Consider the following 25,200-nt stretch of genomic DNA (forward strand, 5'->3'; position numbering starts at 1 on the left):
AAAAAACCAGGTGTGAGTATTTTCGCACCACCTATTTCTCTACCCATAACGACATGAGCCGAAATTTTGGCTCATGTTGTTTTTGTGGGCTTAGGCTCACGCCTTGAGGCAAATGAAATGTACCAATAACCCCAGAGGTTCAATGGCTAAGACAAAAGATATGTCTCTAGAAAACCGAGTCAATATAGTGACAGAAAAGTTGATTGCAGCTTCACGCAAAGCTATTCAATCAGCAACGCCAGTTGAGGCATTGGCAGTTTGGAAATTAATCAAAACTCAACAGTTAGGGCGCATTCCCGGATTGACTTTGGAGCAGGTGCAAAGCTTGGTAGAAACTCAGGCTAAAGAGTTAGGTGCTGATTGCATTGTGGCAACTTCAAAAGCATCTACCAATACGCCAGAGGCTGCTCGTGAAAATAACCCTCCCGACACTGGCTCGTTACCAACATCACCAGCAGATTCCAACATAGAGGGCGCTGGTGGTGCTAACGGAACAAAAGCAAAAACCGCAATCGGTAGCAAGTCCAAATAAACCTTTCACTTCCCCCGACTCCTAAAAACAACTTTTCCGCATTTTGACGGGAGAGTTGTTTTTTGTCGTGGCTCATGGCATTTCATCCCAACTTCATTTAACACTGAAAATGACACTAAAGCAAACAGACCTCAACCAGTTTACAAGTTCAGAATCACTGTACAAACATCCACTGGGGCTGCTTTACACCTGCGGAGTAAGGTATCTAGCTACTGCTGGTAACGCTTACTGGCTAATTGATGCCATTGCTTCCTATCAAACTAATAAGTCCCTTGCGTTACCAAACTTACGGGACTTCCAAATTTGGCGATTGGTCGTAAATGATAACAAATCTGCCACATTAATTTGTGAGCAAGATACAGATTCGGAAATCTTACGGCAGGAGATTGAGTACACCGATTTTCCATTGCCTTGCATCAAACTTTATCTGGTTGAAAAGGTGTTGATGCTGCCCTCGGAATATTAGCTTTTGTGTTACATGAAACCTATAGTAAAACGCTTTCTCAAATTATTGAAAGAGGCTGAAGAACTTGAAGAGCTAGCACTTGAAACAGCGTCTGAAGATGGAGCAGAAATATACAGTTCCATGCTAATAGTTACAGCAACCATGAGGCGATGTGCCAAAAAATTAGAAAATCAGTCACCTTCAAGCAATGACTAAAAAGAGTGATGCAACAATTTTATAAAGAACTAAGCTTACTCCCTTCAGACTGGAAGTTAGTTCCTGTTTCAGGGAAACAACCCCTTGGAGGAAAGGGTTGGAATAAGCGTCCTTATACTCCGGGGCAGCTAATCCAGTGGCTTGCCAATGGTCATCACTGCACCGGATTTGCCTTGCTGACTGGCACGGCAATCGAGTCAGGGCGTAACTATCTGCTGGCACTCGACCAAGATGGCGCAGCCGCTGCCGAAGTGCTGCTTGTACTGGCACAAAAAAACCCTCTGCCCGATACAGTCACCTTCACGTCTGGGCGACCGGGGCGTTGTCAGCGGTTGTTCAAGGTGTCAGCCGATATAGCCCCTTCACTCCACTCTCGCAAGCTGGACAAGGGGCTGGAATTACGGTTTAAAGGATTGATGTCTGTCCTGCCGCCATCGATTCACCCTATCACCCACAAGCCTTACCGCTGGCTAAAGAATTGCAGTCCTAATGAAAGAGCGATCGCCTTTGCTCCAGATTGGCTGATACAGTTGATGGTCAAAAAGCAACCCAAATCCCGTGTGCCAGTCAAAGTGTGCAGACATCCTCACGCTACACAAACAGCAGGACAAGCTATGTACCGTCACATTGCTATGCTGCTGTCGCGGCTTCATCCCCACCGCGCCGACGACTACCACGACTGGATTCGCGTAGGAATGGCGCTGTACTCCTACTCAAGTGCGCTGTTGCCTTTGTGGTCAGACTGGAGCCGACAGTCAAACAAGTATAAACCGGGAGAGTGCGCTTACAAGTGGTCAACTTTCAACCCCACCAGGATTAGTATCAGCACACTATACTATCTAGCTGAAGTCGATTCACCTATGCGTAACACAGCTTAAATTTGTCACTTACAACATTCAGTTATGCCTTTAAGTTCTTCTAAAGAATCGCTGACGCTCATGAAAAAGTGAAATTAATTTGGTTCTACTACTATGGCACCTCGTAAATCCACTATCGCCGCTGTTCAGTCCATCGATACCTCCGCTCTCGGTGAATATAACACATCTGACTACTGCGAAAAGCAGTATGCCACGGTATACTACGCTTTGCGCGAGTTGCAGGGGTTGTCCGTGAAGCGCTCTTTAGGGGATTCCTTCTCCTGGGATGAACTCAAAGAACGGTTTACTGAAGTTTTCGGCACTATTGAAGAACGGCGCTATTCCCTCGACCAGTTGCTGGAATATGCAGGGCGTAAGTTCGGTAAATCGTTGCAAGACTTACAGGAAATCAACGACCGTTCGTGGGCGCGGCGCAAGGCTCGTTCCTTACAGCAGAACAACGTTGTAGAACTTCCAAACACTGCCGAGTTTTAATCAACTTATGTAGTTCCTATTAAGAGGAACTACATAATTTTTACTTCGATACTGAAATCTCAATTTACAAAAATCTCTATACATGGAATCTGAATCTACCGTTTCATTTGAGGGATGAGATGGAAATAGCCTTTTCCACCTGCTGCTAATGTAGAAACACACACACACCAGCAGCACAACACACGATGAAGAGAGAAGCTTTTAATTATCCTCCCACTGTGGAAGTCTTAAAGTTGCTAACGCCAGGATCTCTCAAACAAAACTTAGCGAAAGCAGTAAGACTATGGGTTATTTTACGTTCTATTTATGGAGATGATGGTGATGAAGTTAAATTAGAATTAACAGAAGAGTTTACTTTTATGGAATGGCGCTATTTATTTTTTTTAGATGCAAAAAAGCATCATTTACGTGATAAAGCTCCAATTTTACATCATGAAGGATGTCGCTGTACCACAAAATTAACTGACTGGTTATTTCTATCAAACTTAAGTGTTGAAAAAAGTAAATGGCGTTGGTCATTTCAACAATATTATTCTATTCAAGATGATGAGTTAGATAATTTACTATTAACTGGAATGATTAATACTACGAAAAGTAGTAACCAAGAACACAACTCAGTTGATACCAATAATCAGAAAAAATCTTACCGATTTTCTAAATCTCTATCTGATGGGCGTTTATTTGCTGTAACCAGTCGCAACTTAAAAGACCATGACTTTCAATCATTAGTAAATCTCGGCTGGTTAAAAATCAAAAAACTAAAAGAACAGGATACGTATTTGAAAGTAGATGAGTTTCCTGAATTTTTCTTAACTCGTTTAGAAGATGTCGAAACTCAATCAGAACAATTCACAAATGAAGAATTATCTGCTTTCAATAATTCATTATCACAACCAATTAATGGCATTCAAAGGTTTTTTATACATGCCGAATATATAGTTCATCCCCAGCTATATAATCGCGTAGAATTACTCAAAAAGAAGTTAAAAAACATTTGGAAGCAAGATAAAGTACCGTTGGTAAAATTGACCTATCAGAGTGCTAAACTATTTCAAGATACTGTTGATTGTATCGTTTATCCAGTTTCTATTTACTACTATCAACGCGCACCTTATCTATTTGCTTACGGTCAAACTCCTAAGCAGGATGAAAATAATCCTTGGAGTAAAATTGATTGGTACGATTATCGACTTGATCGTATTCTCCAATTAGATGAATTCCAAAAAGATATAGATGAAGTCAATATTCCTAAACACTTTGTAGATAAATGCCAGGGTAAATATCCACCGAGTCCTGATGATATTAAACATAAAATGTCAGTAGCTTGGGGATTTGATATTTACAAACCACAAGAATTACTTGTGTTGAGGTTTGAGCAATATTTCTATGGCAATTATATTTTGGGTACAGAACGGGATGAAATGTTTACAAAAATCTCTCGACAAAAAGTTGAAGCACTCGTCAAATCTTACACACCCGCAGCATCAATAGAACAAAAAAATTTGCTTTCAATAGTACAATCTCGTTCAGATAGCGATATTTACTGCAAAGTCGATTATCGCAAAGATGATAATAACATCATCATGCGTTTGCGGGCTTGGGGACAGAATGTTGAGGTGATTTTACCTTGGGATTTACGACAGCGCATGAAAAAAGATATGGAAGCTACTTACAAGCTTTATAGATAATTACGGAAATAAAAGTATGAACTTAAACGCAACAGAAACACCAAAATTAACTCATCGTTTTGAACAAGCTTTAGTTTACGCTACCAGACTCCACGCTAAACAAATAAGAAAAGGGGGTAACGTACCTTATATCAGTCACCTGTTAAGTGTAGCAGCACTGGTATTAGAAAATGGTGGTGATGAAGATGAAGCGATCGCTGCATTATTACATGATGCAGTCGAAGACCAAGGAGGGATAGCAACCCGTGAAGTGATTTTAAATATGTTTGGTGTAAAAGTCATCGAAATAGTTGATGGTTGCACCGATGCAGATACTATACCAAAACCGCCTTGGGAAGAACGCAAACAGCAATATATTGAAAAATTGCGTCATGCTTCAACTTCAGTTCGCAGAGTAGCGCTAGCAGATAAATTGCATAATGCCCGTAGTATTTTGAGTGATTTATACAAAGAAGGGGAAGCAACTTGGGAAAAGTTTAAAGGTGGTAAGGACGGTACATTATGGTACTACTACACTCTATTGGAAGTCTTTTTAGAAACAGATGCTGATTCTTGGTTGGTACAAGAGTTAAATCGGATTGTTAGTGAGTTTAACAAGAAAGAATAGCCTCTGGCATGGCTGCATCTAAAAAAACAGAATTCTTATATCTTGCACCTTTACGCATAAACAATGAATTGAGCAGTTTTTAGTAGCTAATTTGACATAAAAAATACTCTCAAACAGTCCTCTTTCAGAGGACTTAAGCTATAAGACAGGGACTTATAGTCCCTGGCAGTCGGAAAAGCTATAAATACTTAGTCTTTTTGTCTTGCATAACATGTTGGTGCAAGATGTGAGAATTTTCAACTCTGATTAAATTGGGATTACAAATTATTATGATTGATATTGCTAGCAAATTTCTCGATATCAATAATTTTCAACGTGCTTGGTCAAAAGTTGCCGAAAATCGTGGTTGTGCGGGGGTAGATGGAGAAACAATTAGTAGTTTTGCTGGCAACCAAACTGTCAATATTTATCAATTACTCAATGCCGTAGCTAATAGTACTTATCAACCTCTCCCTTGCAAACAGGTAATTATTCCTAAAAAAAACGGCACCAAAAGAGAGTTGAAAATACCAACAGTTAGGGACAGAATTGTTCAGCAAGCTTTATTAAATGTGCTGTACCCATTAATGGAGGAGAAATTTTCACCTGTAAGTTTTGCCTATCGTCCCAATTTATCTTATATCAATGCGGTGGAGAAAATCGCTGATTGGCGAGATATGGGTTATTTATGGGTGTTAGATGCAGATATTGTCAAGTTTTTTGATAATATTGACCATTCTAGGTTATTAAAAGAGGTGAGGTTACATATAGATAATCCGGGTTTTTTATGTTTAATAAAATCTTGGATAACCGTTGGTGTACAAACACAAGAAGGATTGATATTACCACAAAAGGGTATACCCCAAGGTGCGGTAATTTCGCCGATTTTGGCGAATATTTATCTACATGAGTTTGATGAGTTAGTGAGTGCGACTGATTTAAAACTTGTGCGTTATGCCGATGATTTTCTGGTTTTATCACGCAGTCAAGAACGAATTTTATCAGCAAAGTCAGAAATTATCAATTTATTGGATTCAATGGGATTGACAATAAATACCGAGAAAACACAAGTTACTAATTTTGAGCGTGGTTTTCGATTTTTAGGTCATGGTTTTTTAGAAAATGCAATTTTCCCTGTAGATGCGAATAAAGTAAAGTTGAAGTCGGGGATAGAGGAGAACCAAGGAAAAAAACAAGCTAAAAATTATAGTAAAAAAAAAGTCCAAAAGAATCTGTATTATACAAGGAAAAAGGCTTAGAAACTCTGCCTTTACTGCCAGATAAGCAGGTTGATGACTTAGGTGAGGAGAAGGACGAAGATACAAAAAATATTGCTTATTTACATCAACCTTTTCTTGCAGAAGTAGAGATAGAAATACTTCCAGAAAGCGAAGAGGATAATAGCTCTTTTCAAAAAAATATTTGGAATCTAGAAATGGCAGCTATTTACTTAATTGAACAAGGAACGTCAATCTATAAAGATTATCAACGTTTTATTATTCATGTCTCAGAAAAACCTAAGCTGGAAGTCCCGATACGGGAAGTGCAGCAAATTCTTGTTTTTGGCAATATTCAATTATCAACTCCAGTAATTAATAGTTGTCTGCAAGATAAAATTGCTGTGTTATTTCTCAGTCAATCAGGACAATATCACGGTCATCTGTGGAGTGAAGAGTCTACTAATTTGGATAATCAACTAATTCAAATTGAGAGACGCAATGATGATTATTTTCAATTTAGCGTATCAAAAGCTGTTGTTTTAGGTAAGTTAATGAATTCCAAGCAGCTATTAATGCGATTTAATCGGAAACGGAAATTAGAAGATGTAGAAAAGGCTATTTATGGCATTAATCAAGATATTGATGCCTTAGAATATGTAGATAATTTGGATTCATTGCGGGGTTATGAAGGTATTGCTGCTGCCAGATATTTTCCAGCTTTTGGCAAGTTGATTACTAATTCTGCTTTTAGTTTTTCTCAGAGATTTCGTCAACCTCCTATTGATGAGGTGAATTCGTTATTGAGTTTTGGTTATACCCTTTTGTTTAATAATGTGTTGAGTTTTATTATTGCGGAAGGGCTTTCTCCATATATTGGTAATTTCCATTATGGTGAGAAGCAGAAGCCATATTTAGCTTTCGATTTGATGGAAGAATTTCGTTCTCCCATTGTTGATAGTTTGGTGTTAAAGGTAATTAATAAATCTTTATTTAAACCGAATGATTTTGATTTGGTTGCTAGTACGGGAGGAGTGTATTTAAGCCAATCTGCGCGGAAAGTTTTTTTGAAACAGTTTGAAACTCGGATGAATGAAGAAGTTTCTCATCCAGATTTAATATCTCAAGTTACATATAGACATGCAATTCAGTTGCAAGTGAGAAGATATAAACGTTGTTTGTTATCTGGAGTTCCCTATGAATCTTTTTTAAGGGCAGGTTAGGAATTTTGGATTAAAAAGTTGGTAGTAAAATATGTTACGACTAGAGAATTATTGTGAATTTCATCGAATATCTTTGTGAGCCGTAACGCACCATTATATTTGGGAATCTTAACATGATTATAATTTAAATGACACCTTGTATCTTATAAGTAAAAGAACTTATACTTTCGTAAAGTATTAATTCTCACTGATAAAGATGTTAGTGCTTGTTGTATATGATATTCCTGATGACAAAAGACGCACTAAGTTATCCAACTTTCTAGAGGGCTATGGGCGAAGAGTACAATTTTCCGTGTTTGAGTGTTTTTTAAGTTTGGACGAAATGCGGCAACTGTTTGAGAAATCAAAAAAACTAGTTAAACCATCCGAGGACAATGTGCGATTTTACTGGATATCGGAAGAGGCTGTTTCCAGGGTGTTAACTATTGGTAGTGAGGAACCAGCAGCACCGCCAAAGTATTACGTTATATAGGTTTTAGGATAATTAAGGAGGTTTTGTAACATGGTCATCGACGCATCTCGTCAAATCGCTGAAACCCTATCTTTTTCGTTGAGATGCGTCGATTGCTTACAGGCTAAGGGTTTGAGGTATGTATTTTGCTTAATTTTGGAGAACATGTATAATGTTTTTCAGAGATGCGTCGATTTGATGGCTGAAACCCTTACTGGGTAAAGGCTCCTAGACGAACACCCTACCGATTGGGTTAAATCGGATTAGTTGGAAACCCGAAGGTGGCATTTATCAGCCTCTTCGTTTACTCCCTACCGATTGGGTTAAATCGGATTAGTTGGAAACCTTTAGATTAACGTGTAATACGCAGGAATCGGTCCGCCCTACCGATTGGGTTAAATCGGATTAGTTGGAAACGATTTTTTGAAATCAAGGCAAACCCAACTCGAAGCTTAGACCCTACCGATTGGGTTAAATCGGATTAGTTGGAAACGCTATAATGGGTGCCATTTACATGCTCAACAATTGGCCCTACCGATTGGGTTAAATCGGATTAGTTGGAAACCAGGTTAGAAGGCTGGGTGCCTTGATATAAACTACCCTACCGATTGGGTTAAATCGGATTAGTTGGAAACCCTAAGTCAAGTTTTTGCAAACAAGACTATCCTTCCCTACCGATTGGGTTAAATCGGATTAGTTGGAAACTAGAAACTCTGAAACATCAACTTTCGAGGTTTCCCTACCGATTGGGTTAAATCGGATTAGTTGGAAACTAGTCTTCGTAATTTTCTCTAACGAGAACAAGACGAGCCCTACCGATTGGGTTAAATCGGATTAGTTGGAAACCTGTCAAGCTAGTGGGAGATACAATTAGATCTACCGCTCCCTACCGATTGGGTTAAATCGGATTAGTTGGAAACGATTGCAACGAAAAAACCAACAATCCCAGCAGCGATTGACCCTACCGATTGGGTTAAATCGGATTAGTTGGAAACGCCTGGTCCCTTGCTTTAGAAACTTGCTCTCTAGTCCCTACCGATTGGGTTAAATCGGATTAGTTGGAAACGCTATGTTTCCACAAGTCGCTTTGATCGTTTTGTCCCTACCGATTGGGTTAAATCGGATTAGTTGGAAACATTTGGCTGCCGGGCTGCGCCGTGGGTAGCCATTGACCCTACCGATTGGGTTAAATCGGATTAGTTGGAAACGGTGTTCTTGACACCCACCCCAAGCCACTAAAGGCCCCTACCGATTGGGTTAAATCGGATTAGTTGGAAACACTACACGAGCATTGTGTGCATCGTTGCTAGCGACCCCTACCGATTGGGTTAAATCGGATTAGTTGGAAACAATATCGAGCTTCGCTTGGTCAGCAGCGATTCTTACCCTACCGATTGGGTTAAATCGGATTAGTTGGAAACGTTTATGTTGATGACTTTGGTCACTGGCTGCGCTGCTCCCTACCGATTGGGTTAAATCGGATTAGTTGGAAACGGCAATCTTCCGCTGAACCTGTTGTGCGTCATCGTTTCCCTACCGATTGGGTTAAATCGGATTAGTTGGAAACGCTTAGGACTACGCTTAAGATGAGGCTTACGATCCCCTACCGATTGGGTTAAATCGGATTAGTTGGAAACATTCATTGGGAATGGTGAGGGCTACAAGATATACCAAATCCCTACCGATTGGGTTAAATCGGATTAGTTGGAAACAAAAAAGCCACGATGGAGACCAACGATAAAACCAACCCTACCGATTGGGTTAAATCGGATTAGAATGTTTACAAAAAAATAAGCCCTGATATTTTTCAGAGCTTTTTTATTCCTAACAACATCGCTACAAATTATTTAAGCTATATTCAACTTTGTATACTTAGCGACTTGATATTGTATATCATCTAAAAAAATCACATCATCAGCTATTTCCGAAAGCTCTTGACTTAACATACCCTTCTTCGCAATAATAGTTACCTCTACACCACGTTGTTGTATTTCAGTAATGGCAGGAACAAAGTCACCATCACCACTCACAAGAATCACCCTATCTTGCTGCTTGACTTCCCTTAACATATCAACAGTAATTTTTACATCATCACCAACAGTTTTGACAGTATTGCTATCAATTCGAGGTAAAATCGGAAGTCCAATTACTTCATAACGCAAACCTTCTAAATAACTTACAAACCGCTTTTGTCCATCAGTCATCGGTGAATGAACACCAGTGTAATATTTAAAAGTGGTAGCATTTGCGCTTTGAGAAAGTTCTACCCGCAACGCATTATAGTCAACCTCAATTTGCAAGCGATCAAGAGCAAAACTGAAATTATTACCGTCAATATAAACACGAGTTATCGATGTTTGAGTATCGGAAAGTAATTTAACAGATGATTTTTGAGACTTATTTTGATGATTTTCAGATTGAGGAGCAGTTTTATTATCTAACTTCTCTTGCAATTGAGCGAGATTTCCGGCAATGACTTTTTGTTGATGCTGTAATTTATCAATTTTAGAAAGATAAAGACGTTGACAGGTATGTTGAACTTTGACTTTTTTCTCCAACTTATTTAATTCATACAGTGTATCAGTAAGTTTGGCTTGCAAGCAAGTATTCTCTTTACTTAATAGACTTAATTGCTTCTGCTTATTCGCATCTAAGTGGTGCTGCTTGACTGTTGTTTTTCTATAAATAGCCCCTAACACAGCTATTTCACCCAGTACTCGCACTAAAGGTTGTTTGCTAATCGTACCAGTTAAGATGCACACCATTGATGCAAACATTATGATTGGAAACCCTTGAGTAAATTTCATTGCTACTACTCACTAATCTTTATTTCGATGTATTTAATCTAGCGAGTAGGTGGAAAACGATATTTCCAGTATTCCGCACCCCAAACCCTTTTCTTCGTGAAGGATCTGGCTGAGGGAAAAAGCATATTCCACCCATAGGTTTTAATAGGAAACAAGAAAACAAACCCAAGATAAATGGTGAAAGAGCATGGGAAATCTTCATCGAGTGATAATTATAGCAGATGGCGATAACGCTTTTATGGCAGCACAAAGTTTTAATCGCAAAATAAATTGGCATAAAGTGCGAGATTATTTAGCTGACCCGAAAGAAGGAAGAGAGTTAATTGAGATGGTAATTTATCTCGGTCTACCTCCCGCAAAAGAAAGATTTGAAGAACAGCGAAAAAGCAAAGAAAAATTTGTCTACTGGGCAAAGAGTAATGGTTTTTTAGTCGTAGCAAAAGAAGGTAAAGCGAAAGGAGACGATTACGAGAATAATGTTGATGTTGTGATGGCAATAGATGCAATTGAGTTAGCTTTAGAAATTAAACCAGATATTGTGGTTTTGGTGACGGGAGATTCCGATTTTGCCTATTTAGCAGAGAAACTGAGAAGACGAGGAATCCGAGTTGAGGTAGCTTCAGTCGAACAATCTTTAGGAAGTGAGTTAAAAAATTCGGCTAATAGCGTAGTGGATTTGACTGAGGTATTTGATAAATTTGACCAACATGATACTAGCCAAAATTATCACCGCATTGGTAGTTCTAATGTTTTTGATTCCTGAATGCATGATGCTGGAATAAACAAAAAAGGAAAGGAGTTATTTATGGGGACAGTGAATGGCAAGTTAATTAATCAAGAGCTAGACCAATTTGAGGAACTTAGGCAAAGGACTGAGAGAATTAATCAACGTTGTCAGTATTTAGAATCTCAGGTTAATGCTATTAGCAAACAAGACTACACGCAATATTTACAAAAGGTAACTGAGGAGGTTGATAGTAACAAATCTTATTTGCAAAAGTTAGATCAAAGAATTGGTTTTTTGGAGGATGTAACATCAAGACAAGCTAGACAATTGTTTTTTATCAAAATAACCAGTGTTATCGTTTTCGTCGGTTTATGGTTTATGTTTAGCATAAATAATAAACCCGAATATAACAAAACTAAACCTCACAAAAAAGTGGAGTCTCTGGAATTCATTCAATCGAAATCTAAAAAAATAAAATCGTCATCAAGTAAACAATTAGAACAAAGTGAGGAAATGAGATGAGAGCAATTGTTAACGGTAAACTGGTTGATTTACCACAAGGTACAACTGTTGAAGAATTAAGAAAAAAGTTGCCAGAAATTGGTCACGATGATGTGATGGAAGAAGGTTTTGCTGGTACTCGTCCTCTGAAAAATAACGAAGCGCTTAAAGAGGGTTCAAAGGTTTGGACTGTACCCAAAATTGTCAAAGGATAGTGAGATTTTAGATTTTGGATTATCCACTAATTTGGAGTTTTGAATTGAGAAGGTGAAGTATGGCAGTTACAATTAGTCAAGATAAATCAGGATTTAAACCCAGTTTGCGAATTGTAGAAGAACTCAAGCTGTTAGAAAAAGTAGCCAAAAATGTAATTGTTGGTAGCAAGACAGTAGGAGATATTAAATACACGGCTATTCTGATTAAGGGAATGCCTTTATCTTCCAAAAAGTTTACAGTTTCTAACACAGATGTTTTGTTTTTGTTACCACTAGATTATCCGCGACTTCCCCCCATTGGTTGCTATTTAAATTACCCGTGGAATACGGTAGGAGAAGGAGACCATCACTTTACCAGACAAAGTTACTATGGTGCGCCATTTCTGAGTGAACAAGGATGGTATTGGTACTGTGTGGGATTAGGGGGAGGATTTAACCATGATGTCTGGTTAAATTCTTGGAGACCTAGTAATAATCCTGAGAATGGTCACAATCTTGCGACTTTATTTGTAACAGCACGTCACGCGATTAATAGTGATGATTGACGGAATTATTCCCGTCAGACTGAAATCTGCGGCTACACAGACAAAGCCCAACCGACCTGGGCTAAATACTGGGGAGCCTAATCGCGGACTTGGTTTTAGGACTTACGCACTCGTTACCAGAAAACAAGACTTTGAGATTGCTTCCTTACGTCGATAGGGACGGAAATACGTAATCCGTGCGTAAATCCTGGGTTTGTGTAGCTGCGATTACGAATATCGCCAAGTATTTTGTTAACAACTAACTATGAACAAATCTCCGGCAATTTCTCTGCACATACCACCAAAAATGTGGTCTGAGTTTCAAAAATCTATGCTCAAGTCTCGGATGTTTAATGAAGAAGTGATTGGTTTTTTATTTTGTCAGCGTCATCAAGTTTCAAAACACAAAATCCGGTATATTCCTAAAAGTTGGGTTGTTCCTGCTTCTGACTGCTACGAACATCAATCTGCCAGTGGATTGGTATTAAAACAGCATTTTCATTCCTATTTGCTACAAAATCATCTTCAGCCAGGTTTGGATGTAGTTCACATTCATACTCACGCGGGTCGAGGTATACCTGATTTTTCCTATGTCGATGATCGTTATGAGTCTGAATATGCGCGGTTTATCTCATCTAGTTTTCCCAAAAAACCTCGTTTGATTTCGGGTGTGTTTGACGAGGATTTACAATCTGGTCAATTTCGGATGTGGGATAGAAAAGGACGGGAGTTTGAGAACGTTCAATTTTGTAATTCCCTGTTTGAAATCTCCAAAAATAAACATGTGATGAATAATATTGACTTGAACTATGATTTGATGTTTGCTCGGCAAAAAATATTTGGGGAAACCAATCAAAAGCTACTCAATCAGCTAAAAGTAGCATTAATTGGCTGTGGTGGTATTGGTTCAATTTTTGCAGAATTATTGGGGCGTTTAGGTGTGAAGAATTGGGTATTAATTGACCCTGATGAATTGGAGACAGTTAACCTCAATCGGATGCCCGGTGCTACACAAGAAATGGTAGACCAAAATTGGCATAAAGTGCATTATGTCAAGCATCTTATCAAGAAAATTTACAGTGAGGGTTCCTGTGTCAAAACAATACCAACTTCAGTTGAAAGTGAATTAGCCAAGGAAGAAATAGCAACTTGCGATTTAATTGTGGTGGCGACTGATAATCATCTTTCTCGAAAAACTGCTCAAGAATTAGCGTTGCAATACATGCGTCCTTTGGTGTGTTTGGGGACTCATATAGAGGTGAAACCAGACAATACACCGCGAATGTATTGCAGAATTACCGTTCCTCCTCTGGGTGGTGGTTGGTGTTTGATGTGCGGTAATATTATTAACTTGCAACGTGCAGCTTTAGAGTCTGCGCCATTGGAGATTAATCAAATGGCTGCGGGTTATTTAGAAGGTGTGAATGACCCGGCGGTATTTTGGTTGAATGGTATCTGTGCAAGTACAGGTGTTGGTGTAATTCATGGGATGGTAAGCGGTTTTTTGAATGTAGATTCCGGGATTGATTGGATTTATGAGTTTCCCGGTAGTGATTGGCGTAAGACTAATACAGAGTATTTGCAGACTGATGATTGTTACTTTTGTGGGATGGGGAGTTTAGAGGAAGTTGTTGAGAGTCCAGATTTTGAGAATTCGGATTTTGAGAATTCGGATTCAATGATCTGGTGAGAGGGAAGTATTTTAGTTTTGCGTAAATAGCCAGGGATTGTAAGTCCCTGTCTCATAGCTAAAGTCCTCGCTCATGAGGACTGGGAAGGAAAAAGGGAAAAGTTACTAAAGGAATCAAATCTAAAAGTATGCGAAATATTCGCTTTTTAGTGTTGCAGACTAGCGCAAACTCTTTGAGATTGCTTCCCTAGACTTTGTTTCCCTCGCTTCGGATAGGTTTTGGATCACTGTTAATTAACTCTTCAAATATACAGGGAGAAAGTTATGAAATTTAGAAATGCTCAAGGTAATATTGCTGTCATTGCAATCATGATGTTGTTTTGTTTGAGTGTTTTCGGCTATGGAGTATATGCCAGCTACTATGGATTGCAATTGTTTCAGCAAGGTGCTTTCAATTTTGTTATCGGTCTATTCTTTTTGGGTTGCATTGGTATACCTAGCATTTACTGGGTAATAACAACAATTTACAAATATTTTGCTGCTGTACCTTCTTGTATTAATCAAAGAAAATTACGAGTAATTAATCCACTTTTAATACATGAAAAGGGATTGTATTCTGATGTTGAAAAAGGGCTATGTACGGCAGTTCAGGAGTTAGCGAGAGCAGAAGGATTACCAAAAACTCCGGTGGTAGCAATTGAATTGTGTGATGAGAATCCTAATGCCTATGCGGTGGGTGCAACACGTTCTTATGCAATGGTAGTTGCTACTACTGGTTTAATTAAGCAATTAAATCAAAGACAAGTTGCTGCTGTGATGGCACACGAATTAGGGCATATTGCTAACTTAGACACAATGGCAAAAACTTTGCTTTCAGCTGCTTTGGATGGTGTGATGTTAATACTTTTTACGCCAATGTTGCTGATTGTGTGGTATTTCGGAAGATTTGCGGCTTTATTAATGCTGGTTGCAGGTTTAATCTATGGTCTTTTAGGCAATTGGCAACACGCAACAGGCTTTTTTGTAGGTGTGTTGGTTTGGACTATTTTAATGATGTTGCCGACGATAACAAAATTTATGGTGACATTATTAACCTTTTGGCATAGTCGCTGGCGAGAATATCATGCTGATGCGGTTGCTGCTAGGTTAACAAGTGTTGATGATATGGTATCAGCTTTGGCGGTTCTTGACCGTTTACCTTTTCAGCCACCGAAAAAAAATAAAGAACAAATGGCTACTTTATGGATTAGGGTGGCAATGAATGAAGAAGTAGGGACTTTTCACTGGTTAAAACATACACATCCACCGATTCATAAAAGAATTGAGGCTTTAAGACGTGGATTTTATTTGAGATGATTGGGAAATGCTTTCAGTTTTTGATGTTTAGAAAAACGCGCAGTTTATTTTTTCTTGCATCTTGCACCAATTTTTATTGGTGTAATTTATTTTTTGTATTCTTTAAGTAAAAAAACTTATATTTACATTAATTATTAATTCTTACTCCTCAAAGAGTTGGTGATTTTTGCATATAATATTCGTGGTGATAAAAGATGCACGCTTGTTATCCAACTTTCTAGAGGGCTATGGGCAAAGGCTGGAGGAACCAGCAGCACAGCCAAAGTATTACGTTATATAGGTTTTAGGATTATGAAGGAGGTTTTGTAACATGGTCATCGACACCACTCAGCAAATCGCTGAAATGCCTATTATTTCGTTGAGTGGTGTCGATTACTTACTGGGCAAGGGTTTGAGGTATGTGTTTGAGTCAATTTTTGGGAGAATGTACTATACTTTTAGCAGTGGTGTCGATTTGGTGGCTGAAATCCTTACTGGGCAAAGGCTCCTAGACGAACTCCCTACCGATTGGGTTAAATCGGATTAGTTGGAAACTGTAGAACGGAGGGTCCTGTTGCCCCTCGTTTCGCCCTACCGATTGGGTTAAATCGGATTAGTTGGAAACGTCACAGCGCAATTCATGCGATAATGGGTGCTATCTAGCCCTACCGATTGGGTTAAATCGGATTAGTTGGAAACGTCAGAAAACATGGTCTGGTTTATTTCTTTACCCTACCGATTGGGTTAAATCGGATTAGTTGGAAACGTTTTGGGAATTGGATTGCGAGGTTTTAACAGTATTCCCTACCGATTGGGTTAAATCGGATTAGTTGGAAACAAGTGCGTGATACACCGCAAATTATATCTTCCCCTACCGATTGGGTTAAATCGGATTAGTTGGAAACAACTTTACTCCTGCCCAGTATTGCTGCTTAACTTCTGCCCTACCGATTGGGTTAAATCGGATTAGTTGGAAACTTTTCAATCTCAACCTTCTGTTCACAAAGTGGACACCCTACCGATTGGGTTAAATCGGATTAGTTGGAAACCCGCAGCATGATCAAGGTTCGCCTGAGTCAACCATTCTTCCCTACCGATTGGGTTAAATCGGATTAGTTGGAAACTTAGCAAAGGATGGTTGTCAGCTGCTGATGCATCTCGACCCTACCGATTGGGTTAAATCGGATTAGTTGGAAACAAGACAACACGCCCAAGGACCATAGGTAAAACCCTACCGATTGGGTTAAATCGGATTAGTTGGAAACTTGTTTCCGTCCCTCAAGCGCCATGCCCGGGCTAGAGGACCCTACCGATTGGGTTAAATCGGATTAGTTGGAAACAATTAGTACGCCGTCGTCTTTAGTCCAAACCATCGCCCCTACCGATTGGGTTAAATCGGATTAGTTGGAAACATTGCTGATGCAATTCTGAGATATGGATCACAGCCCCCCCTACCGATTGGGTTAAATCGGATTAGTTGGAAACAAAACTGCATCTTCGATTGGCTTTACAGCGTCTGACCCTACCGATTGGGTTAAATCGGATTAGTTGGAAACCCGTGGAGAGTTAGGGGGATGGGGGGAATTTTTAACCCCCTACCGATTGGGTTAAATCGGATTAGTTGGAAACTGTTTTTGCAAATCCTTTGGCAGCCTACGGTTATTTGACCCCCTACCGATTGGGTTAAATCGGATTAGTTGGAAACTTTAAACTCAGACTAGCTCTTAATATCATATTAAGAGCCCTACCGATTGGGTTAAATCGGATTAGTTGGAAACATTAGGACCATTAGCGTGACATTCCTGCGCGCTCTGCCCTACCGATTGGGTTAAATCGGATTAGTTGGAAACGTTACAGCGTCCTCCGTTTTGCTGAGGCGCTACCCTACCGATTGGGTTAAATCGGATTAGTTGGAAACCTTTGCGATAGGCACCGGTTGTTCTTTGGATTCATAATCCCCTACCGATTGGGTTAAATCGGATTAGTTGGAAACTCGTCTGTGGGGTTTCCATCTGTATAGAGAACAACCCTACCGATTGGGTTAAATCGGATTAGTTGGAAACCGTATGATGCAATGCGTTGCTCTGGATCGTCACCACCCTACCGATTGGGTTAAATCGGATTAGTTGGAAACATTTTCAGGGATTTCGACCTCAAATTGAGGTTCAACCCTACCGATTGGGTTAAATCGGATTAGTTGGAAACCTCGAAATCGAATCAGAGCAAATTTGGGGTAACCGTGAACCCTACCGATTGGGTTAAATCGGATTAGTTGGAAACTTAAAGTTACGAATATTCACACTTTGCCTGCCCCTACCGATTGGGTTAAATCGGATTAGTTGGAAACCTTTAAGACCGCCAGAAATTGCAGATGCAAATTCAAAGTCCCTACCGATTGGGTTAAATCGGATTAGTTGGAAACTTGCTCTCCAAATCTTGTCAGCCCCTCGACCCTACCGATTGGGTTAAATCGGATTAGTTGGAAACAATAAACAGTCACTTCCGTGACTGTTGTGGGGTCTATACCCTACCGATTGGGTTAAATCGGATTAGTTGGAAACAATCTTTCGAGCAATGAAGAAGAAAAACCTCCCTACCGATTGGGTTAAATCGGATTAGTTGGAAACTTTCAATGGAGTTTCTGTCACCACAAATGGTTTGACTTCCCCTACCGATTGGGTTAAATCGGATTAGTTGGAAACCTTTTTGGATTAGAGCGGGAAATGACCTGTTGGCTTACTCCCTACCGATTGGGTTAAATCGGATTAGTTGGAAACGTTATTTGGCTGCACGAAACCATTTGGAGATTGATTTCCCCTACCGATTGGGTTAAATCGGATTAGTTGGAAACATTGTACCCAGATTCGCATGCTGAACTGGCAGAAGCCCTACCGATTGGGTTAAATCGGATTAGTTGGAAACATTGTACCCAGATTCGCATGCTGAACTGGCAGAAGCTTCCCTACCGATTGGGTTAAATCGGATTAGTTGGAAACAATCAGAGGAGAGTTTGATAAAACCATTGAAGCCCTACCGATTGGGTTAAATCGGATTAGTTGGAAACTATTCTGTTGATTTATGCCATTAAAATTTCCGCTTTCCCTACCGATTGGGTTAAATCGGATTAGTTGGAAACTTGAATTTAGCGCAAATTCAACTTCAGAAGAGGAAACCCTACCGATTGGGTTAAATCGGATTAGTTGGAAACAAAAAGATTTACTTTAGACTGAGCGTTAAGTAAAACACCCCTACCGATTGGGTTAAATCGGATTAGTTGGAAACGGTGGAAGTACCTGTGGATTCCATTTTCAACATACCTCCCTACCGATTGGGTTAAATCGGATTAGTTGGAAACACGTAGAACGTGTGCAGACCATGGTGTAGTCCGCGGCCCTACCGATTGGGTTAAATCGGATTAGTTGGAAACTCACAGGAAGTGTTGCTGATCCGTTACCAACTTAATGTCCCTACCGATTGGGTTAAATCGGATTAGTTGGAAACGACTGAGGTTGCGGCTTGGTAAGAGCAGTCGGTTATTGCCCTACCGATTGGGTTAAATCGGATTAGTTGGAAACATTACGACGGATGGTTCTGGGTTGGACATATTGTCTCCCTACCGATTGGGTTAAATCGGATTAGTTGGAAACTTTATTTCCAAGGGCGTAACGGCAGCTGTATCCCCTACCGATTGGGTTAAATCGGATTAGTTGGAAACTTTCCACAGTTTGCACCTTGACGAGACGCAACTGCTACCCTACCGATTGGGTTAAATCGGATTAGTTGGAAACAAAAATTTGATCTTTGACAATGTGAAAGAATCCGACCCCCCTACCGATTGGGTTAAATCGGATTAGTTGGAAACGGGAATGCTGTTATCAACGGCGACGTTGACAACTTCCCTACCGATTGGGTTAAATCGGATTAGTTGGAAACTATACTTTGGGTCGCCTGGTTAGAATTGGCTCCCACCCTACCGATTGGGTTAAATCGGATTAGTTGGAAACCGAAATAAAGGCGAGAGAACTTTTTCTGAGCACGATCCCTACCGATTGGGTTAAATCGGATTAGTTGGAAACGTGGGGCGGGAGCTGGATGCTCCCTTGGAGGGCCCTACCGATTGGGTTAAATCGGATTAGTTGGAAACCTCTTGTTGCAACGAGAGCGTGGCACTCGTGCGACAACTGCCCCTACCGATTGGGTTAAATCGGATTAGTTGGAAACGTTTGTTGTGGTTCGACTTAATTGCTCATTATCTTGAGCCCCTACCGATTGGGTTAAATCGGATTAGTTGGAAACCTCGATTGTTGGAGCAGGGCGGGAATTTCCTGGAACAACCCTACCGATTGGGTTAAATCGGATTAGTTGGAAACTACCCCTTCTCCCCGACAGGAGGAGGTGAAACTATTTACACCCTACCGATTGGGTTAAATCGGATTAGTTGGAAACCCTGAATTTTTTGGATTCCGAGCAAAACTCTTAAGCGCCCTACCGATTGGGTTAAATCGGATTAGTTGGAAACGAGCTTGAAGGAGAATTGCCGATATTCTCATTACGACCCCTACCGATTGGGTTAAATCGGATTAGTTGACAAAAAAGCCCTCTACAAATTCGAGGGCTTTTTTATTACTAACAAAATGTGATATTTAGCGATTATTTTGCCAGTGCTGACGATTATTTTTAGAGATGCGAACAACTTGATATTTTAATTAATGTTTTACTTAAATATCAAGTTTGCTTAATTACTTATCATTAGCAGAATCGGAATCTTGTTCTTCTTGAAAATCAGATTTTGCGGAATTGTATATTTCCCTGATAAAATCCTTATCTTTCGTCACTTGCTTTGTTGCAACTTTTAAGTTTTTTTCATTAATGGGCGCATCTGAAGAAACAAGAAACATGATTACTTTCAAGTAAGTCCAACCCATAACAGTCGAAAGAGCATAGAACGTAGTACCTGTTATTGCCATTCCTCCAGCTGTTCCTAAACCGGGCACTATTTTTAAAATAGAACCTCCGACTGAACTTAATATCATTCCAGGAATGATTGACAAGATATTTGTTCCTATTGCTGATGCAACTGATTTTAAAATGTTTTTGCTGAGTGAAATGCCAAGTGCGCTATTTATTCGAGCATACATTGTCCAAGTATTAGCAACAAATGCTAATAAATCGACTCCTGGAGCTACAACAAGTACACCACAGGTAGCAGAAATATAGGAGTGTTGTCTAATGGTTTCTACAGCTTTCTTTGCATCTTCACCTACTAAAGAGACTAACTCTTCATATATTCCAGCCTCAGCTGCGATTAGTCCTGAAATAAATTGGCTTTTTTCCACGGATTCTTTGTTCATTTTGAAACTCACTAATATTGACTTGGATGTATTTAATATAGTGAGTCAGTGGAAAACGATATTTCCAGTTGTGACTAACAAGAACCCAGACTTATTATAGATAAGATAGCTTCCCATCTTGATGGAAGTCGAGAATATGACTCCAGGAAAGAGCATAAGTGGAATGGGCGTTTTCCATCTATGTGTCATAGTAAATCTGTTGCCAGAAAATACAGTAAATGCAGAGTATGCACAGCTACCAGATAGAGTTAAAAGGTGAAGTATTGCAGGTTGGGTTTAATCGTAATCTTCCTGCACAAGGCGATCGCATAGTTCAAGATGCGCTGGAAGTATTAAACCAAAAGATTGATTCCGGGGAAATTGCGGGAGGAAAGCGTATTTTAATTGACGGTCCCCAAACTGTTGCTGTTGCTTACGTTATTTCTCATAAACTCGTACATTTATACTCAGTAGTCGCCGTCCTTGACCCCAAACTCGGCAGTAAAATCAGTACACTAAGTGGTGCTATCAGACACAAAACTTATATCGTCACCTCTGTACACGGTTCCCCAGAGTATAAAGTGGGAGACTTGATTGAAACTGAAGAATCGCAACCAGAGCGATCGCTTATTAAAGTAGTCTTGTGTGGACCACCCCAGTCAGGAAAGTCCTGTTTGCGAGATGGTTTGAAAAAAGCAATTTTGGGTAATTTAGGAGCACCCTACCCCTATGTAATCACAGCTTGTCCTGATGGGGAAGGGTCTTGGCATCAAGAAGCTTATGAAAATAATGAATCAGTAGCTAAGGACTGCAAACGCAACAATAAAGCAGATGTTACCGCAGACTTTGCACAAGAAGCGGCTAAATGGGTAAGAGGTGCGAACCAGTTAATAAATATTATTGATGTTGGCGGTAAAACTTCACCAGAAAATAAGATAATTATGCAGCCAGCAACCCACGCAGTTATTTTGTCGGGAGATGTAAATAAATTTGCAGAGTGGGAAGACTTTTGTCAATTACTAGGGCTAAAAATCATTGCAAAAGTTCACAGTCAGTTAGATGCTGTGAAAGATGAAGTTTTGTTTGCTGATGGTTGGCAAGAGAAAACAAGCGAATTGCTGGAAAGCACCACATTGCTCACAGGTAGCGTCCATAGTTTGAAGCGGGGAGAGAGTTTATCAACTCGTCCGATGGTGCAAGCATTAGCTGAGGTTTTGATTTATTTGACGAAGTGTTAAGAAAATCTTGAAGAAATGTGAAATATTGAAAATTAATCTTAAGCAGATGCTTTTATATAAAAAAAAAGGACTAGCTTAAACAAGATGTAATATTTCACACTTATTAGTTAAAACTTCCCTAACTTTCTCGGCTGCAAATTTGACGGATAAATGGGAACATCAACAAATTTTGCCGAAATTTTAGTTTTACACAGATTACAAGTATTCACAAAATTGAGTAAAAATTCAGCATGGTAAGGGAGCCAAAAGATCATAAATTTTCACCTACTATGACAAACAAAATCTACACTGTAATCACCTTTTCACCTGTGCAGGGGTTTATCGAGAAATCGCGGAAGTTGCGAGATTTATATGGAAGTTCTTATCTACTTTCATATTTATCTTGGGTAATTTGTAACGCTGCAAAACAATATGGTTGTGAAGTTATTTCTCCAGCTTTACCAAATATCACTCAAGGAATGCCTAACCAAATTATTATTGAGGGTGATTTTCCAGAAGAAGATGCAGAGTCTGCACTGAATAAAGCTTGGAAATGCATCACAGAAACCTGCCGGAAGTGGGTTGAGGAAAATGTGACAAATGTCGAAAATATCGAAGTTGTTGAAAATGTCAAAGTTGTCAAAAATGTCAGCATTGATTACATGCCTTGGAGAAGAAGTTGGGGTTTGTGGACGAAATATGCATGGGAGTTTTTCTGGGTTCAAGGTAGTCCAGATGAGAGTATAAGTGATGTTCGAGAAAAATTGAATGAGAAAAAACGCGGACGTGATTGGACTGGGATAAACTGGCAAGGTGAAAGTTCTACCCTTTCTGGTACGGATGCGATCGCATATCCGAAACTCGGTCAAATTGCCGATCCTCGTAAATACGACTACCAGCAAGAAAAGCAAGATGTCACAGCTTTTTACAAAGCACTCAGTCAAAAATTAGGAGAATCATTTATCGATTTAACTCCAGGGTTGAATTTTTCTGGTGATGAAAAAATTCAACTTAGTAAAGAGTATGGAGAATCTTTTATCGATCCCGATGAAGAATTGAGTGTTCCAGAGTTAATCAAGCGATTAATTACCCATAAAGCAGTTGCTGAAAAATTAAAAGAACGCTTTAATAAGTCTTTTGAGGATAACAAACTCTTAAATGAATTTGAAAACCTATCAGAAGACCTTAATCCTCAGCGCTTCACTGATTTAAACAGATTTAAAAAAACAAAGCTAATTAATGACAAACAGCAATTAGAGCAAAATAAGTTTTTTCAAGGTTGGTTTCAAGGAGACGGAGACAAAGCTGGTGATTATCTGAAAAGTTTTGCCAATAAACCTGAAGAAGCTCAAGAAATTGAGAAATTTAGTCTAGAAATGAGAGAATGGGGTGATTATTTGAAAAATTTACCCAAAACCAAAAGTAAAGCTCTTGCAAATTGGCGTGTTATTTATGCAGGAGGTGATGATTTTTTAGGTGTTTTTTATGATAGAAAAGATGCGACGGATTGTGTAAAATTTTTCTCTAAATTTAAAAGTGATACTTGGAATGAGCCAGAGAAAAAAAAGAAGATTACCGTCAGTGTCGGGTTTGTTTGGGCTTTTCCGGGTATTCCGCAACGGGATGTATTGCAACATTGTCGGGAAGCTGAAAAATCGGCAAAAAGTAATGGACGAGACAGGATTGCTTTTCGCATCTTATTTAATAACGGTAATCACTTAGAATGGGTGTGTCCCTGGTGGTTGTTAGAAGCTGGTTTGTTGTCGAGTTATCGGGATAGAGAGGGAAAACAAAACTGGACGCACATATATAATGATGTCGCTGTTTTAGAATCCCGTCATGCTTTCGATGACGATGGTTTAGATGTTGCATTGGGTTTGCTGGAGATATACTTTCCCAAGTATGTAGATGTAGTTAAAGACAAAAGCAAGCAATTACATCCAGAAAAAGCAGATTTGACAAAGATTAATGCAGGAATTTTAGGTGAAGATAAAAACTATCACAAGGAAAATTCTCAAGAAGTAGACCAAACCAAACTCAATAAAGCTTTAACCAACTGGATAATTAACCTTGCAAAAGTGGGATTTCACCTATGTCAGCAATAGAAACCACAGAAAACACATCCAAAGAAAAATATCTTCCTCCCCGTTCTCCTTTTACACATCTAATCATCATCGAACCCTTGGGTTTACTCTACGGTAGTTCAGGAAGATTCTTGTCACCAGAGAACTTGGTAGGACGTTCTGGTAGTAGCTTTCCTCCCAGTGCTGCGACTTTATCGGGTTTGTTTGCAGCTTCCTGTAAAAACGTAGATATCCGCGATTTGATGTTAGCGGGACCATTTTGGGGGAATGTAGACGAGTTAACGTCAACAATTCAGAACTTTTATGTACCAACTCCACGCAACTATTTAGTTAAAGATAAAAAAATCATCGATAAACTAAGCTGGAACAGCGAACAGAAAGCATGGAAAAATCAAAAAGGTGAAAGTCCTACTGATAAATATGAAAGTAATACTTGGTTAGCGATTCAAGACTGGACGGAACCCAAAGAAGTAACCAAAAATCCTTGGAAGTTTTTAGCGCACTTGCATCCACGTTTGGAACTGGAAGAACGACATGTTATTAGAAATCACGAACAGCAAGGAAGCTTGTTTCTAGAAAACTCAGTGCAAATGGAAACTGGTACTGGTTTAGTTTATCTCTCTAATACCGAACTTGAACCTGGTTGGTATCGCTTTGGTGGTGAGGGACATATGGTTGATGTGCGATGCGAACCTATTTGTAGTGCGATCGGTAATTTGCTCTTTGAACCTGTAGAAACTAGCTTTGCTTTAATTACACCTGCGGTTTGGGGTTCCAATCGTTTATCAAAGCGAGAACCTGTTTGTTTGCAAACAGCTAAGAATCAAGATGAAGAAATCAACGAAGGTACAGTTTGGAAAGTAGAAGCACTTTTCACTGATCGTGCAATACCCTTTCGTTACCGTTTGGGGGGAAAAGGTGACACGAAGCTACTGTCTAGAGGACGTTATGCAGTTCCTGCGGGTACGGTTTATGTTTTGGAAGAAGCAATAAATCAATCTTGGCAAGATTGGGATGATAAATGGTTCCCAAAAGAAGGACCATCGCTCAAACGCTGGGGATGTGGTTTAGCGCTTCCTTTAGAGAGTGCAATTAACTAATTTGAACTTTGGAGTATATA

Annotated in this window: 21 protein-coding genes and 2 CRISPR repeat arrays; of the genes, 19 read left to right on the top strand and 2 right to left on the bottom strand. The window is 39.5% G+C overall.

Annotated features, from left to right (window positions below; translation table 11 throughout):
* Positions 1–142 precede the first annotated feature (142 nt).
* The 10 genes from TOL9009_RS41870 (at position 143) to cas2 (ending at position 7,731) form a co-directional block, all read left to right on the top strand.
* Complete coding sequence (locus TOL9009_RS41870; protein ID WP_029630759.1) at positions 143–532, top strand: hypothetical protein; 390 nt, start codon at positions 143–145, stop codon at positions 530–532.
* Positions 533–641: 109 nt separating this feature from the next.
* Positions 642–998, top strand: coding sequence for a DUF6876 family protein (locus TOL9009_RS0101790; protein ID WP_029630760.1), 357 nt, complete (start codon positions 642–644; stop codon positions 996–998).
* A gap of 12 nt (positions 999–1,010) precedes the next feature.
* Positions 1,011–1,193 (top strand): hypothetical protein, encoded by a 183-nt coding sequence (locus TOL9009_RS0101795; protein WP_029630761.1) that lies wholly within the window; start codon positions 1,011–1,013, stop codon positions 1,191–1,193.
* Positions 1,194–1,201: 8 nt separating this feature from the next.
* Positions 1,202–2,071 (top strand): bifunctional DNA primase/polymerase, encoded by an 870-nt coding sequence (locus tag TOL9009_RS0101800; protein ID WP_038295729.1) that lies wholly within the window; start codon positions 1,202–1,204, stop codon positions 2,069–2,071.
* Positions 2,072–2,164: 93 nt separating this feature from the next.
* Positions 2,165–2,545 carry a hypothetical protein gene (locus tag TOL9009_RS0101805; RefSeq protein WP_029630763.1) on the top strand — a complete coding sequence of 127 codons (381 nt, stop codon included), beginning with the start codon at positions 2,165–2,167 and terminating at the stop codon, positions 2,543–2,545.
* A 185-nt stretch (positions 2,546–2,730) separates the two neighbouring features.
* Positions 2,731–4,233: a TIGR03985 family CRISPR-associated protein gene (locus TOL9009_RS0101810; RefSeq protein WP_029630765.1), complete on the top strand. Its 1,503-nt coding sequence runs from the start codon at positions 2,731–2,733 to the stop codon at positions 4,231–4,233.
* A 16-nt stretch (positions 4,234–4,249) separates the two neighbouring features.
* A complete protein-coding gene (locus tag TOL9009_RS0101815; protein WP_038295731.1) occupies positions 4,250–4,840 on the top strand; it encodes an HD domain-containing protein in 591 nt (196 codons plus the stop codon).
* 269 nt (positions 4,841–5,109) lie between these two features.
* Entirely contained in the window at positions 5,110–6,078 is a 969-nt protein-coding gene (locus TOL9009_RS0101820; protein WP_029630768.1) for a reverse transcriptase domain-containing protein, read from the top strand.
* A gap of 176 nt (positions 6,079–6,254) precedes the next feature.
* Positions 6,255–7,259, top strand: coding sequence for a CRISPR-associated endonuclease Cas1 (gene cas1 / locus TOL9009_RS0101825; protein ID WP_029630770.1), 1,005 nt, complete (start codon positions 6,255–6,257; stop codon positions 7,257–7,259).
* Positions 7,260–7,455: 196 nt separating this feature from the next.
* Entirely contained in the window at positions 7,456–7,731 is a 276-nt protein-coding gene (gene cas2 / locus TOL9009_RS0101830) for a CRISPR-associated endonuclease Cas2 (protein WP_029630772.1), read from the top strand.
* A gap of 218 nt (positions 7,732–7,949) precedes the next feature.
* A CRISPR array of direct repeats spans positions 7,950–9,493; the repeat unit is 36 nt; unit sequence CCCTACCGATTGGGTTAAATCGGATTAGTTGGAAAC.
* Between the two features lie 64 nt (positions 9,494–9,557).
* On the opposite strand, the gene TOL9009_RS41875 is transcribed toward cas2, so the two are convergent.
* The gene (locus tag TOL9009_RS41875) at positions 9,558–10,517 is read right to left on the bottom strand and encodes a LabA-like NYN domain-containing protein (RefSeq protein WP_084763060.1); all 960 of its coding nucleotides are present in this window, start codon (positions 10,515–10,517) and stop codon (positions 9,558–9,560) included.
* Between the two features lie 187 nt (positions 10,518–10,704).
* Between TOL9009_RS41875 and TOL9009_RS0101840 the strand changes: the two genes are divergently transcribed.
* The 6 genes from TOL9009_RS0101840 (at position 10,705) to TOL9009_RS0101865 (ending at position 15,470) form a co-directional block, all read left to right on the top strand.
* Positions 10,705–11,280, top strand: coding sequence for a LabA-like NYN domain-containing protein (locus tag TOL9009_RS0101840; RefSeq protein ID WP_029630776.1), 576 nt, complete (start codon positions 10,705–10,707; stop codon positions 11,278–11,280).
* A gap of 42 nt (positions 11,281–11,322) precedes the next feature.
* Positions 11,323–11,766, top strand: coding sequence for a hypothetical protein (locus tag TOL9009_RS37500; RefSeq protein WP_051502757.1), 444 nt, complete (start codon positions 11,323–11,325; stop codon positions 11,764–11,766).
* Positions 11,763–11,960 (top strand): hypothetical protein, encoded by a 198-nt coding sequence (locus TOL9009_RS0101850; RefSeq protein WP_029630777.1) that lies wholly within the window; start codon positions 11,763–11,765, stop codon positions 11,958–11,960. The genes TOL9009_RS37500 and TOL9009_RS0101850 overlap by 4 nt, the downstream gene beginning before the upstream one ends.
* Before the next feature lie 59 nt (positions 11,961–12,019).
* Positions 12,020–12,505: a hypothetical protein gene (locus TOL9009_RS0101855; RefSeq protein WP_029630779.1), complete on the top strand. Its 486-nt coding sequence runs from the start codon at positions 12,020–12,022 to the stop codon at positions 12,503–12,505.
* Positions 12,506–12,749: 244 nt separating this feature from the next.
* Entirely contained in the window at positions 12,750–14,174 is a 1,425-nt protein-coding gene (locus tag TOL9009_RS0101860; RefSeq protein WP_029630781.1) for a HesA/MoeB/ThiF family protein, read from the top strand.
* A gap of 264 nt (positions 14,175–14,438) precedes the next feature.
* A complete protein-coding gene (locus TOL9009_RS0101865; protein ID WP_029630782.1) occupies positions 14,439–15,470 on the top strand; it encodes a M48 family metalloprotease in 1,032 nt (343 codons plus the stop codon).
* A gap of 498 nt (positions 15,471–15,968) precedes the next feature.
* Positions 15,969–20,041: direct repeats of the CRISPR family, unit length 36 nt; unit sequence CCCTACCGATTGGGTTAAATCGGATTAGTTGGAAAC.
* Between the two features lie 147 nt (positions 20,042–20,188).
* On the opposite strand, the gene TOL9009_RS0101875 is transcribed toward TOL9009_RS0101865, so the two are convergent.
* Positions 20,189–20,800 carry a hypothetical protein gene (locus TOL9009_RS0101875; protein WP_029630786.1) on the bottom strand — a complete coding sequence of 204 codons (612 nt, stop codon included), beginning with the start codon at positions 20,798–20,800 and terminating at the stop codon, positions 20,189–20,191.
* Positions 20,801–21,027: 227 nt separating this feature from the next.
* Here TOL9009_RS0101875 and TOL9009_RS0101880 point away from each other — a divergent pair, with 227 nt between their 5' ends.
* From TOL9009_RS0101880 to TOL9009_RS0101890, 3 genes are all read left to right on the top strand, one after another.
* Positions 21,028–22,017: a hypothetical protein gene (locus TOL9009_RS0101880; protein ID WP_029630788.1), complete on the top strand. Its 990-nt coding sequence runs from the start codon at positions 21,028–21,030 to the stop codon at positions 22,015–22,017.
* Between the two features lie 269 nt (positions 22,018–22,286).
* Entirely contained in the window at positions 22,287–24,101 is a 1,815-nt protein-coding gene (locus TOL9009_RS0101885) for a Cas10/Cmr2 second palm domain-containing protein (RefSeq protein ID WP_029630789.1), read from the top strand.
* Positions 24,089–25,180, top strand: coding sequence for a type III-B CRISPR module-associated Cmr3 family protein (locus TOL9009_RS0101890; RefSeq protein WP_051502742.1), 1,092 nt, complete (start codon positions 24,089–24,091; stop codon positions 25,178–25,180). The genes TOL9009_RS0101885 and TOL9009_RS0101890 overlap by 13 nt, the downstream gene beginning before the upstream one ends.
* Positions 25,181–25,200: the final 20 nt, after the last annotated feature.

Source organism: [Scytonema hofmanni] UTEX 2349 (assembly GCF_000582685.1).
Lineage (GTDB): Bacteria > Cyanobacteriota > Cyanobacteriia > Cyanobacteriales > Nostocaceae > Hassallia > Hassallia hofmanni.